Here is an 11,829-nt window from a genome sequence, read left to right as displayed (position 1 = left end):
TTTCAGGCAGGGCCTGGGAGGCGTGTTGTAGTGGCTAAATCACTTGACCACTACACTTTTGCCCCTTTTTGCACGCAAAGATGAGTCCAGAAGCTGGATTTTTGTTTCCAGGCATCACTCCACATTCTGAATCTGCTCCCGCATCTGTTCGATCAGCACCTTCAGCTCCACCGCGCAGCGTGTCGTCTCGGTCACCACCGCCTTGGAGGAGAGCGTGTTGGCCTCGCGGTTGAGCTCCTGCATCAGGAAGTCGAGCCGCCGCCCCACCGCGCCCTTTTGTTGCAGCTGACGCTCGACTTCAACCACATGGGTTTCCAGCCGGTCGAGCTCCTCGGCCACGTCCGCCTTCTGCGCCAGCAGCGCCATCTCGGCCTCCAGCCGCTGCGGGTCGAGTTCGGCCCTGACCGTCTCGAGCCGTTCGAGGATCTGGCGACGCTGGCGCGCCAGCACGTCCGGCAGGTGGGCACGCACCTCGGCCACCTGGCCACGAATGCCCGCAAGGCGTTCGCGAATCAGGGCGGCCAGGCGCTCGCCTTCCCGCTCACGGCCGGCGTCGAGATCATCCAGCGCCGCGGTCAGCAGTTCCAGCGCTGCCCGACGCAGGGCATCGGTATCCGGGCCGCGGTCGTCGGTCACGCCAGGGTAGCCCAAAAGCGCCATCAGATCGGGCATCGCCGCCTCGGGGGCGTGGCTCCTGAGCTGCGTCAGCGCCGCCATCAACTGCTCGACGCGCTCGCCATTGATCGCCACCGTGTCGCTCGCCGCACTGCTTTCAAGGCGCAGCGTGCACTCCACCTTGCCACGCGCCAGGCGCTCGCGCAGGCGTTCACGAAAAGGCGTTTCCAGATCGCGCAGACTCTCCGGCAGGCGAAAGTGCACATCCAGATAGCGCTGATTGACCGAGCGCAGCTCCAGCGCAAGGCTGGCCTGATCGGTGTCGAGGCTCTGGCGAGTGAAGGCGGTCATGCTGCGTGTCATGGGATCGATCCGGCGCGCGTGAATGTGTGCCCATTCTATCCCCAATGACGCGCCAGCCCCGAACGATTCGGTGAAAGGGCGTCGATGCGTGTAAGATGCGCGCCTTTCGATTTTTCATTCACGATTGTCATTTTGATAGCGGAGCAGGCCAATGCGACCCAGTGGACGTGCCAACGAGGCGACCCGTGAGATTACCCTGACCCGCGGCTTTACCCGCCACGCCGAGGGCTCGGTGCTGGTCGCCTGCGGCGATACCCAGGTGCTGTGCACGGCCAGCGTCGAGGCGGGCGTGCCGCGCTGGCTGCGCGGCAAGGGCCAGGGCTGGATCACCGCCGAGTACGGCATGCTGCCGCGCGCGACCCACACCCGCGGCGGCCGCGAGGCGGCGCGCGGCAAGCAGGGCGGCCGCACCATCGAGATTCAGCGGCTGATCGGCCGCAGCCTGCGCGCGGCAGTGGATCTGAAGAAGCTCGGCGAGTTCACCATCACCATCGACTGCGACGTGCTGCAGGCCGACGGCGGCACCCGCACCGCAGCGATTACCGGCGGCTGCGTGGCGCTTGTCGATGCGATGCGTTACCTGCAGCGCGACAAGAAGATCACTACCGATCCGCTCAGGGGTCTGGTCAGCGCGGTGTCGGTGGGCATCTTTCAGGGCCAGGCGGTCACCGATCTGGACTACGCCGAGGACTCCCGCGCCGACACCGACATGAACGTGGTGATGAGCGAGGATGGCGGCATCATCGAGGTGCAGGGTACTGCCGAGAAGCAGGCGTTCAGCCGCGCCGAACTCAACGCCATGATGGAGATGGCCGAGAACGGCTGCGCGCATCTGTTCGCGCGCCAGCGCGAGGCGCTGGGCATAGCGAGCTGAGAGCAGGAAGGAAAGGCGTCGCTACCCAGCGGTAGCGAGACGTCTGCGGGGCGCGGCGAAGGGACCAACCCGCGCCCGGTCGGTGTGTTACAGCGTCTGGTCGTACTCGATGATCAGCGGCGCGAATTCGCTGAAGTCAGCTTCACGGTCGATCCAGGCGTGCTGTACGGTGCGGGCGATATCCGGCCCGGTAATCTGGTAGTCGAGCCGCCAGCCGTCCTGGCGCTTGCGCGGCACTTCACTGTCGAGACGCTGCCACCAGGTATGGTGGCCGGCGTTGCGCTCCACTTCGCGGAAGGTGTCGACGAAGTCCATCGGCCCGAACACCTGATCCATGAAGGCGCGCTCCTCGGGGCGAAAGCCCGGCGTGCTCTGGTGCTCCGACCAGTGGTCGAGGTCGATGGTCTTGTGGGCGATATACCAGCTGCCGGCGATGATGTACTGACGACGCTTGCGGCGCAGCTTGCTCAGATAGTCGCTGTAGTGCTGGATAAAGCGGTGGCGAGCGTGCGGGTCTTCCGGCATCAGAAAGGAAGCCACGCTGAAGCGCTCGTAGTCGGCCTGCAAAAAGCGCCCTTCGTTATCACACTGCTCGAAGCCCAGACCGTACATGATCGCCTTGGGAATTTTGCGGCAGTAGATCCCCACGCCGGCAAGGCCATCCTGCTCGGCATCGAGGAAATAGCCCTCATAGCCCTCGGGGTAAAGAATCGAGTCGTCCAGCTCGAAACTCTTGGTCTGCAGATTCTGCACACAGACGATGTCGGCGTCCTGCGCCGCAAGCCAGTCGAGAAAGCCCAGCTCCACGGCGCGGCGCATACCATTGACGTTGATACTGGCGATTTTCATACATGGTCCCTTGTTTTTCGCGCGTGTATGATACCCGAGCCTGACAGTTTTGGGGAAACGCTGCATGCCTTTCGGCGCCATATCGAACGCTGTTCGAACTGTGTCGCAGCGGCTTTTCCTGCTGTCGATCGAGGCACGCCTTGATGCGCTTTCAGGTTGTTATTGGGGTGAATGGTACTGCCTGCAAGTTCCCGATGATTTTCCCGCCTGTCACCCCCGGCACCTGCGCCGACGGCCGATACCACTCAAAGGGTAGCGATATGTTTGACGATCAGCGTGAATTCATTGAGTTCGCCATCCGCGAACAGGCCCTTCTGTTCGGCGAGTTTACCCTCAAGTCGGGGCGTATCAGTCCCTGGTTTTTCAACGCCGGCCACTTCCGAAGCGGGGCAGCGCTGTCGATGCTGGGACGCAGCTACGCCTCGGCCATCGCCCGCGCCGAGCCGGCGTTCGATATGCTGTTCGGCCCGGCCTACAAGGGCATTCCGCTGGCCTGCGCCAGCGCCATGGCGCTGGCCGACCATCATGACCGGAGCCTGCCCTGGGCCTTCAATCGCAAGGAGGCCAAGGATCACGGCGAAGGCGGCAACCTGGTGGGCGCGCCATTGAAGGGTCGGGTGCTGATTGTCGACGACGTCATTACCGCCGGCACCGCCATCGGTGAGTCGATGGCACTGATCGAGGCCGCCGGGGCCGAGGCCGCCGGCGTCGTGGTGGCGCTCGATCGCCAGGAGCGCGGTCAGAGTGACATCAGCGCTATCGAGGATGTAAAAAGACGCTACGGCATCCCGGTCGTGCCGATCGTGACGATGGCGCACGTGCTCGAGTACCTCGAAGCGCACGCCGGCGCCGAGCTGGCGCCCCACGCCGAGGCGATCCGCGACTATCGCGCGCGCTACGGCGCCTGAATACCCGGGCGATTATCATCGCGCGCTCAATCAGGGCGCTGCGGTCAGTGAAGGCAAACGTAACGCAAGCCGTTGGCGGCGGCCGGAAGCCGCCGTTTCATGGAACGTTCAGCGAGGAACTACCTCATGAAAAAATCAGCCATTACCCTGCTGGGCGGCGCGCTGGCGCTGACCAGTCTCAATGCCGCGGCCATCAGCCTCTCCGGCAGTGTTGCCGATAACGCTCAGAGCGTGCAGCTCAGCCAGTCGCTGATGCCCGGCTGGAGCACCGGCATCGGCTACTTCAACAGCGACGACAGCGGCCGCAACGCCAAGGCCTGGTCAGGGCAGCTGATGTTCTCTCCCTGGCTGCCGGGGGTCGATCTATCGCTGGGCGGGCGCTATCAGTACCTCGATAGCGACTACGGTGACGGCGGCGGGCTGGGGCTGGGCGGCTCGGCCTATGTCGATACACCGATCCCGCTGGTCAGCGTTGGCGGCTACGGTTTTTACACCCCGAGCGGGCTGACCCATGGCGATATCGACAGTAGCCGCGAGCTTGGCGCTCGCGCCCGGGCGCAGTTCATCCCCGGTCTGCAGGGCTTCGTGGGCTATCGCTACTACCGTGTCGATTTCGATAACCACGACGACAGGACCCTGTTCAGCGGGCCGGAGCTGGGCGTGTCGTTCGGCTTCTGAGCCTGCCACTGCGCATCGTCGAACGGGCCCGGTCACGCCGGGCCCGTTTTATTCGTACTGCGGAAAACCGTCATGCTCGACATTGTGCTCTACCAGCCGGAGATCGCCCCCAACACCGGCAATATCATCCGGCTGTGCGCCAACACCGGCTTTCGCCTGCACCTGATCGAGCCGTTGGGTTTCACCCTCGACGACAAGCGGCTGCGCCGCGCCGGCCTCGATTACCACGAATGGGCGCGTCTCAGCCGCTATCGCAACTTCGAGCATTTCATCGAAGAGGCGGCGCCGCAGCGGCTGCTGGCGGTTTCGACCCGTGGCCGGCAGCGCTACGACCGGGTCGCATGGCGCCGCGGCGACGCCCTGCTGTTCGGTCCCGAAACCCGCGGCCTGCCGCAGGCACTGCTGGATTCACTACCGCCGGCGCAGCGCCTGCGACTCCCCATGCTGACCGACAGCCGCAGCCTGAACCTCTCCAACGCCTGCGCGGTGCTGGTCTATGAGGCCTGGCGGCAGCTGGACTTCGGCGGCGCCGATACGCTCGAATAGCCTGCCGACGATCAGGGCGCCAGCACGCCGCTCATCCATGCAAAAAGGCGCTGATAGCTGGCGTTCTCGGCGGCGCTGAGAAAGCCCTGCTGCTCGATCAATTGCGGCACCTGCTGCGCCACTGCATCGAGCTGGGTGCTCATGTCGCTCGCTTTCTGCTCATCGATACGACCGTTTTGCCGCGCGCTGTCGATACGGCCGCGCAGCGCCTCGATCTGCTGCGTAATCGCCTCACGGTCGTTGTGATTGACGGCGTATTGCTCACCGTCGACGTGTACCTCCAGCCCCGAGCCGCGTACCAGCCGGATCAGTGCCGCGGAGGGCGTGTAATGGCCCGACAGCGCCTGCGCCTGCTTGTCGCCGAGCTGCTGCGTATCCACCTCCACAAAGCAGCCGCTGGTATGGGCGAACTGCTGCAGCGCTTCATCGAGACGCTGCGCGGGATAGTCGTAGTTCATCGCCTGCGGCTGGCAGGCCGACCAGGCGGCGGGGGTAAAGAGCATGCCGATACTCAACAGAGTGGCGCCGATAACGGTCGTAAAAGGGATGTTTTTCATGGTGCTGCAGTAAACCCGAGAAGTGATGATGACGCCTTTATTCAAGCACCAAACTCCCGGGTCTGGAAGTGACGCTCTGTAACCGCCAAAGCGCTCGATCAGTTGGTCTGCGCACGCTCGCAGCGAGCATGTATCATGACGCCCTGGCGTCCTTCGCTTTCTTTCAGGTTTCCTCATGTCCGAGATTCGTCAACGGCTCAACGACCTCAACCCTCGCCAGCGCGAGGCGGTGAAGTATATCGACGGCCCCTGCCTGGTGCTGGCCGGCGCCGGCTCCGGCAAGACCAGCGTGATTACTACCAAGATCGCGTATCTGGTCCATGAGTGCGGCATGAGCGCACGGCGTATCGCGGCGGTCACCTTCACCAACAAGGCGGCGCGCGAGATGAAAGAGCGCGTTCAGGCAATGCTGCCCGGACGCAGCGGACATGGCCTGACCGTGTCGACCTTTCACACCCTGGGGCTCAACATCATCCGTTCGGAGCTGAACACCCTCGGTCTGCGACCCGGTTTTTCGCTGTTCGACCCGGAGGACGCCCGGGCACTGCTGCGCGATCTAATGCAAAAGGATGCGCAGATCGACGCCGACCAGATTCAGCGCGTACAGAGCCGTATTTCCAGCTGGAAAAACGATCTGGTGCTGCCCGGCGCGGCGCTCTCTCACGCCGAAAGCGAGGATGACGCCTACAGCGCGCGCATTTACGAGCACTACGTGCGCCATTTGAAGGCCTACAACGCGGTCGACTTCGACGACCTGATCATGCTGCCGGCGACGATGTTCGAGCGTCACCCCGAGGTGCTCCAGCGCTGGCGCGGGCGTATTCACTACATGCTGGTGGACGAGTATCAGGACACCAACTCCAGCCAGTATCAGCTGGTGCGCATGCTGATGGCGGAGCGCGCGACCTTCACCGTGGTAGGCGACGACGACCAGTCGATCTATGCCTGGCGCGGCGCGCGGCCGGAGAATCTGGTGCAGTTGGGGGAGGATTTTCCCTCGCTCAACGTCATCAAACTGGAGCAGAACTACCGCTCCACCTCGGTGATCCTGCGCGCCGCCAATACCCTGATCAGCAACAATCCTCACGTCTATGAAAAGACGCTGTGGTCGGACCGGGGGCGCGGCGAGGCGATCCGCATTATCGTCAACCGCAACGAGGAGGCCGAAACCGAGCGGGTCGCCACCGAGATTCTCACCCGGCGTATCAAGGAGAGCGCTTCCTGGCGCGACTTTGCGGTGCTCTACCGGGGCAACTTCCAGGCGCGGCTGCTGGAGCTCAAGCTGCAGCACCATCAGATTCCCTACAAACTTTCCGGCGGCACCTCCTTTTTCTCCCGCAACGAGATCAAGGACGCCATGGCCTACCTGCGGCTTTTGATCAATCCGGCCGACGACAACGCCTTCCTGCGCATCGTCAACGTGCCGCGCCGCGAGATCGGCCCGGGCACACTTGAAAAGCTCGCCAACTACGCTCAGGAGCGCCGCGTCAGCCTGTTTGCCGCCTGCAGCGAGATGGGACTTGCCCATATTCTCACCGAGCGCGCGGTGGAGCGGCTGGGGCGCTTCAACCACTTCATCGAGGGGGTGCGTCGACGCATGGATCAGGGTGACGCCATCGCCGCCATCCGGGCAATGTTCACCGAGATGGACTACGAGCAGTGGCTCTATCAGAACGCCAGCGCGCCGGTGATCGCCGAAAAGCGCATGGGCAACGTCTGGACCCTGATCGATCAGCTGGAGAAGTCGCTCGGACGCAACAGCGAGGAGGGCGATGAGGTCTCGGAGGAGACCGACGACGTCGAGGCCGCCATCTCGCGGCTGGTGCTGCGCGACATTCTCGACCAGCAGGCGCAGGAGGACGACACCGACCGGGTGCAGCTACTGACCCTGCACGCCTCCAAGGGGCTGGAGTTTCCCCACGTCTACGTGATGGGCATGGAAGAAGAGCTGTTGCCCCACCGCAACGCCATCGAACTCGACACCATCGAGGAGGAGCGCCGGCTCGCCTACGTGGGCATCACCCGCGCACGTCAGACCCTGACCCTGACTCTGACGCACCAGCGCAAGCAGTACGGCGAGCTGATGAACTGCACGCCGAGCCGCTTTCTTGATGAACTGCCGGAGGAGGATCTGGAGTGGTTCGGCCGCGCCGACAAGGAGGACCCGGAGAAGAAACACGAGCGCGGCCGCGAGGCGATCGCCGGACTGCGCTCGCTGCTGGGCTAGTCCCGCGGACTCGTGACAGGAAAAGCGCCGGACTCACTCTGCCGGCGTGACCACCGAGGCGTGATTCGCCGGATAGTGGATCAGATCGTGAAAGCGCGCCACGCCGGAGGCCGGGTTGCGATAGGCATGTGGCTGATCGGCGGGAAAGCGCAGCGCATCGCCACTGTGCAGAGGATGCCGGGTGCCATCGACGACGAGCTCCATGCTGCCCTCGATTACCACCACATGCTCGATGACCCCGGCGGCGTGGGGGGCCGACTCACTCACCGCACCCGGTTCGAGTTCGACGGCGTACATCTCGAAGCCCAGCGCGGGGTCGAAGGCAAACAGCGGCTCCACCCGCATGCCGGCGGTGTCCCGGTAAACCCCGGGCGCAGCGTGATGCGTCTCGACCCCCGAGGGCAGCAGAAAGTACGACAGCGGTACCTGCAGGCCGCTGGCGATTTTCCACAGCGTTGCCACCGTCGGCGTCGACTCGCTGCGCTCGATCTGCCCCAGCATCGCCTTGCTGACCCCACAGGCCTGCGCCGTACGATCCAGGCTCCAGCCGCGTTCACCGCGCAGACGTTTGAGATGCCGACCGATCGCGGCGAGTTTCGCGTCCATATGCCCGCTCCCGTGCCAAAGCCATCATTATGACCCGACAGGGAGAGATCGTCTCGTGCGTTATCGCGCACATTGCCGCACCACCTTTTGTGCGTTATAACGTACAAAAGAGTGCAACAGGGATCTCCTCCATGTCCCCATCCGATACGCCACCCTCCAAAACGGCGCGCGCGCCGTTCGGCGTCTCCCATCTCAGTGCTGGTTTTGTGGCGGTGCTGGTGGGCTACGCCAGCTCCGCCGTCATCATCTTTCAGGCCGCCGAGGCGGCCGGTGCCACACCCGAACAGATCGGCGGCTGGCTGGCGGCACTGGGGCTGGCGATGGGCGTCACCTCGATCGGCCTGTCACTGCGCTACCGCCAGCCGATCCTGACCGCCTGGTCGACCCCCGGCGCGGCGTTGCTGGCGGTCAGTCTGCCCGGCGTACCGCTGAGCGACGCCATTGGCGTTTTCATGTTCTGCGCCCTGTTGATTCTGATCTGCGGCCTCACCGGCTGGTTTGCCTGGCTCATGCAGGTCATTCCCCAGTCGATCGCGGCTGCCATGCTGGCGGGCGTGCTGCTGCGCTTCGGGCTGGAGGCGTTCGCCTCCCTGCAGCAGGATGGGGTACTGGTACTGTCGATGATACTGACCTGTCTGTTCGCCCGGCGCTGGCTGCCGCGCTACGCCATTCTGCTGGTACTGGTCGTGGGACTTGGCGTGGCGACGGTCAGCGGGCAGGTGGATATGTCCCATACCCAGTGGTCGCCGACGCTGCCGAGCGCCATCTGGCCGACGTTTTCGCTGTCCAGTCTGATCAGCGTGGGCGTGCCGCTGTTCGTGGTCACCATGGCGTCGCAGAACGCACCGGGCGTGGCGACCCTGCGCGCCGCCGGCTACGACGCTCCCGTGTCGCCGCTGATGATCTGGACCGGCCTGGCAACGCTGCTGCTGGCACCCTTCGGCGCCTATACCGTCTGCCTGGCGGCCATCACCGCGGCGATCTGCATGGGACCGGACGTGCACCCCGACCCGAAGCGGCGCTATCCGGCGGCGGTCTGCGCCGGCGGCGTCTACCTGCTGGCAGGGCTCTTTGGCGGCTCCATCGGCGCGCTGTTCGAGGCACTGCCACAGGCGCTGGTGGCCGCGCTGGCGGGCCTTGCCCTGCTGCCGACCATCGGCAACAGCCTGCATCTGGCACTACAGGCGCCGTCACAGCGCGAGGCAGCGCTGATCACCTTTCTGGTAACGGCTTCGGGGGTGACCCTGATGGGCATCGGCGCCGCCTTCTGGGGGCTGATCGGCGGGCTGCTGGCACTGACGGTGGCGGGGTACTGGCGGCGAGGGGAAAGCGAACTCGGCGGGGATTAGGGCGGTTATCGGAATACGCTGTGAGTTCACACCAGATTCAGCACCGCGAAAAAGCCGGTCAGCAGCAGCGCCACGGCGATCGCCACCGGGTTGCGCAGCGCTGTGAAAAGATAGTGAAACAGCAGCGACAGCGGCAGTGCGACCACAAACCAGCCGAGATAGTTGCTCAGCGGCACGCTGACCTCGGCCCAGGTCCACATCTCGTGGTGAATCGCCACCGGCTCGATCAGCACATCCAGCGCCACCATCAGCACTGCGCCGGCCAGACCGCGCAGCGGCCATGAAGCCCCCGGCAGCAGGCGCTGCACCACCACGTTGAGGCAGTAGAGCAGCAGTGCCCAGTTCACTCCGATCACCAGCGGCGTGTGCCACAGCCGCGGTCCCAGCACATGGCCATAGGTGTAGTCGCCAAAGATCAATCCGGTTTCGGTGCCCACCGCCTCGGCGGCAAAACCCACCATGTAGCACAGCGCGATGTAGCCCCACAGCCGCGTGCGACTGCCGGGATGAAAGGCGAGCGTCAGCAGCAGCGACGCGACCAGCGTCAGCGGCGTCAGCAGAATGAAGTGGCTATGCACCGGCAGCGCAATGCCCAGCGCGCCGAAGGCGTAGATCAGGCTCAGCAGCACGATCACCGGCCCCGCGCGCAGCGGGTGGGTTATCATCGTGCTCGGGCGTGTGGACATACGGGCTCCCTTGTGCCGGCGGCGCTGCACGGGCGGTGTGTCGTCATGGCTCGCGACGCGCCATCTCGCCGACCATTATTTTCGCCGACAGCAGACACAGCGGCAGACCGCCACCGGGGTGAACGCTGCCGCCGCAGAAATAGAGGCCGTCAACGTGACGGCTATGGTTGGGGTGGCGCATGAAGGCGGCGCTGCGGCTGTTGGAGCTGGTGCCGTAGAGCGCGCCGAGATGCGACAGGGTGCGGGCTTCGATGGTGGTGGGGTCGAAAACCGCCTCCTCGACGATCGCCTCGCGCAGCGCCACCGGTGCAGCGCGCGTCTCCCCCAGCATGCGCTCGAGTTTCGCGATCACTTTCTCGCGCAGCCGCGCGCGCAGCAAGTCCCAGTCCTGGCCAGCGCTGAAGGGGGCGTTGATCATCACAAACCAGTTTTCGCCGCCGGGTGGCGCGGCGCCGGTGTCGTAGCGCGACGAAATGCTGACATAGACCGTCGGGTCATCATCGATACTGCCCGCCTCCAGCGCCTCGAACTCACGACGATAGTCGTCGCTGAAAAAGATGTTATGCACATCCAGTTCGGGAAATGACTTATCCACACCCCAATAGAAGATCAGCGCCGAGGTCGATTTCTCCTGGCCGAGCGTACGCTCGGGACGCGGTGCCCGAGGCAGCAGCCGCTCATGGGTGAAAAAAAGATCCATGTTGCTGACGACCCGATCGAAGCCCTGAACCTCCCCGCTTTCAAGGCGAACGCCGCTGGCCCGCGGCCGACGCCCACCGTTTTGGGTAACGATCTCGGCCACCGGGGTATTGAAAGCGAAGTGAACGCCCAACCGCTCGGCAAGCGCGTGCAGTGTGGTGGCGATCGCCGGCATACCCCCTTCCGGTACGAAGGCGCCAGCGCCGTGCTCGAAGTGGGAAATCATGGAGAGAAGCCCCGGCGCGCGCCATGGGTTGGAGCCGTTGTAAGTGGCAAAACGGTCGAACAGCTGCACCAGGTGGGGTTCACCAATGGCGCGCTGATGCACCTCGTGCAGGGTGCGGGTCAGTTCGAGACGGTGCAGGCGCGTGAGCGCTCGCCCCACCTCGGCGTTGAGCCAGGTACTCGGCGCGTGCAGCGGTTTCTCCAGGAAGGTGCGCCCGGTCAGGCGGTACTTCTCCTCGCCGCGAGCCAGAAAGGCCAAAACCCGTTCGGCGGGCACGCCCAGAACACGCTCGGTCTCGTTGGCGAAGGCGAGGGGGTCGGCATAGGCGTCGAGGCGGGTGCCGTCCTCCCAGGCGTAGCGGCACACCACATCGAGGCGGCGGTAGCGAAAATGGTCGGTGGGGTTTTCGCCGGCCAGTTCGAAAAGCTCGTCGATATAGTGCGGCATGGTGAGCAGCGAGGGGCCGAGGCCAAAGCGCCAGGCGCCCAGCCGCAGTTCACTCAGCTTGCCGCCGGGCGCCTCGGCGGCCTCGAACACGCCAACCTCGTGGCCCGCCAGCCGCAGCCGGATGGCGGCCGCCAGCCCGGCGATGCCGGCGCCGATGATCGCCACCCGCCACGTTTCCCGGTGATCCGTTGCCACCGCG

Annotated in this window: 12 protein-coding genes; 6 read left to right on the top strand and 6 right to left on the bottom strand. The window is 64.7% G+C overall.

Annotated features, from left to right (window positions below; translation table 11 throughout):
* Positions 1-114: 114 nt before the first annotated feature.
* A complete protein-coding gene (locus tag H146_RS0100955) occupies positions 115-978 on the bottom strand; it encodes a YicC/YloC family endoribonuclease (RefSeq protein WP_019949968.1) in 864 nt (287 codons plus the stop codon).
* A gap of 151 nt (positions 979-1,129) precedes the next feature.
* On the opposite strand from H146_RS0100955, the gene rph reads away from it, so the two are divergent.
* Positions 1,130-1,852 (top strand): ribonuclease PH, encoded by a 723-nt coding sequence (gene rph / locus H146_RS0100950; RefSeq protein WP_019949967.1) that lies wholly within the window; start codon positions 1,130-1,132, stop codon positions 1,850-1,852.
* An 87-nt stretch (positions 1,853-1,939) separates the two neighbouring features.
* Here the strand turns inward: rph and H146_RS0100945 are convergent, their stop codons facing one another.
* The gene (locus H146_RS0100945) at positions 1,940-2,701 is read right to left on the bottom strand and encodes an exodeoxyribonuclease III (protein ID WP_019949966.1); all 762 of its coding nucleotides are present in this window, start codon (positions 2,699-2,701) and stop codon (positions 1,940-1,942) included.
* A gap of 260 nt (positions 2,702-2,961) precedes the next feature.
* On the opposite strand from H146_RS0100945, the gene pyrE reads away from it, so the two are divergent.
* The 3 genes from pyrE to trmL all read left to right on the top strand — a co-directional run bounded on the left by pyrE (position 2,962) and on the right by trmL (position 4,833).
* Complete coding sequence (gene pyrE, locus H146_RS0100940) at positions 2,962-3,609, top strand: orotate phosphoribosyltransferase (protein ID WP_026351660.1); 648 nt, start codon at positions 2,962-2,964, stop codon at positions 3,607-3,609.
* A gap of 126 nt (positions 3,610-3,735) precedes the next feature.
* Positions 3,736-4,287 (top strand): YfaZ family outer membrane protein, encoded by a 552-nt coding sequence (locus H146_RS0100935; protein ID WP_019949964.1) that lies wholly within the window; start codon positions 3,736-3,738, stop codon positions 4,285-4,287.
* A 72-nt stretch (positions 4,288-4,359) separates the two neighbouring features.
* The gene (trmL, locus tag H146_RS0100930; protein WP_019949963.1) at positions 4,360-4,833 is read left to right on the top strand and encodes a tRNA (uridine(34)/cytosine(34)/5-carboxymethylaminomethyluridine(34)-2'-O)-methyltransferase TrmL; all 474 of its coding nucleotides are present in this window, start codon (positions 4,360-4,362) and stop codon (positions 4,831-4,833) included.
* Between the two features lie 11 nt (positions 4,834-4,844).
* On the opposite strand, the gene H146_RS20110 is transcribed toward trmL, so the two are convergent.
* Complete coding sequence (locus tag H146_RS20110) at positions 4,845-5,435, bottom strand: STN domain-containing protein (RefSeq protein ID WP_156826637.1); 591 nt, start codon at positions 5,433-5,435, stop codon at positions 4,845-4,847.
* Positions 5,436-5,565: 130 nt separating this feature from the next.
* On the opposite strand from H146_RS20110, the gene rep reads away from it, so the two are divergent.
* A complete protein-coding gene (gene rep, locus H146_RS0100920; RefSeq protein WP_019949961.1) occupies positions 5,566-7,617 on the top strand; it encodes a DNA helicase Rep in 2,052 nt (683 codons plus the stop codon).
* A 33-nt stretch (positions 7,618-7,650) separates the two neighbouring features.
* Here rep and H146_RS0100915 read toward each other — a convergent pair whose 3' ends face one another.
* A complete protein-coding gene (locus H146_RS0100915) occupies positions 7,651-8,223 on the bottom strand; it encodes a helix-turn-helix domain-containing protein (RefSeq protein ID WP_019949960.1) in 573 nt (190 codons plus the stop codon).
* Between the two features lie 131 nt (positions 8,224-8,354).
* Here H146_RS0100915 and H146_RS0100910 point away from each other — a divergent pair, with 131 nt between their 5' ends.
* Positions 8,355-9,572 (top strand): benzoate/H(+) symporter BenE family transporter, encoded by a 1,218-nt coding sequence (locus H146_RS0100910; RefSeq protein WP_019949959.1) that lies wholly within the window; start codon positions 8,355-8,357, stop codon positions 9,570-9,572.
* A gap of 26 nt (positions 9,573-9,598) precedes the next feature.
* Here H146_RS0100910 and H146_RS18060 read toward each other — a convergent pair whose 3' ends face one another.
* Both H146_RS18060 and crtD read right to left on the bottom strand, forming a co-directional pair.
* Positions 9,599-10,258 carry a carotenoid biosynthesis protein gene (locus H146_RS18060; RefSeq protein ID WP_019949958.1) on the bottom strand — a complete coding sequence of 220 codons (660 nt, stop codon included), beginning with the start codon at positions 10,256-10,258 and terminating at the stop codon, positions 9,599-9,601.
* 43 nt (positions 10,259-10,301) lie between these two features.
* On the bottom strand, positions 10,302-11,825 hold the full coding sequence (gene crtD, locus H146_RS0100900) for a 1-hydroxycarotenoid 3,4-desaturase CrtD (protein WP_211213270.1): 1,524 nt from the start codon (positions 11,823-11,825) through the stop codon (positions 10,302-10,304).
* Positions 11,826-11,829 lie beyond the last annotated feature (4 nt).

Origin of the sequence: Kushneria aurantia DSM 21353, assembly GCF_000382245.1 — a bacterium.
Taxonomy (GTDB): Bacteria; Pseudomonadota; Gammaproteobacteria; order Pseudomonadales; family Halomonadaceae; genus Kushneria; species Kushneria aurantia.
The sequence above is the reverse complement of the archived record's forward strand: the minus strand, read 5'-3'. Positions and strand labels throughout refer to the sequence as shown.

Excerpts from the sequence above, each read along its gene's own strand:
- H146_RS0100935 (WP_019949964.1), top strand. The coding sequence starts at position 3,736 with ATGAAAAAATCAGCCATTACCCTGCTGGGCGGCGCGCTGGCGCTGACC.
- pyrE (WP_026351660.1), top strand. The coding sequence starts at position 2,962 with ATGTTTGACGATCAGCGTGAATTCATTGAGTTCGCCATCCGCGAACAG.
- rph (WP_019949967.1), top strand. The coding sequence starts at position 1,130 with ATGCGACCCAGTGGACGTGCCAACGAGGCGACCCGTGAGATTACCCTG.
- rep (WP_019949961.1), top strand. The coding sequence starts at position 5,566 with ATGTCCGAGATTCGTCAACGGCTCAACGACCTCAACCCTCGCCAGCGC.
- H146_RS0100915 (WP_019949960.1), bottom strand. The coding sequence starts at position 8,223 with ATGGACGCGAAACTCGCCGCGATCGGTCGGCATCTCAAACGTCTGCGC.
- H146_RS0100955 (WP_019949968.1), bottom strand. The coding sequence starts at position 978 with ATGACACGCAGCATGACCGCCTTCACTCGCCAGAGCCTCGACACCGAT.
- trmL (WP_019949963.1), top strand. The coding sequence starts at position 4,360 with ATGCTCGACATTGTGCTCTACCAGCCGGAGATCGCCCCCAACACCGGC.
- H146_RS18060 (WP_019949958.1), bottom strand. The coding sequence starts at position 10,258 with ATGTCCACACGCCCGAGCACGATGATAACCCACCCGCTGCGCGCGGGG.
- H146_RS0100910 (WP_019949959.1), top strand. The coding sequence starts at position 8,355 with ATGTCCCCATCCGATACGCCACCCTCCAAAACGGCGCGCGCGCCGTTC.
- H146_RS0100945 (WP_019949966.1), bottom strand. The coding sequence starts at position 2,701 with ATGAAAATCGCCAGTATCAACGTCAATGGTATGCGCCGCGCCGTGGAG.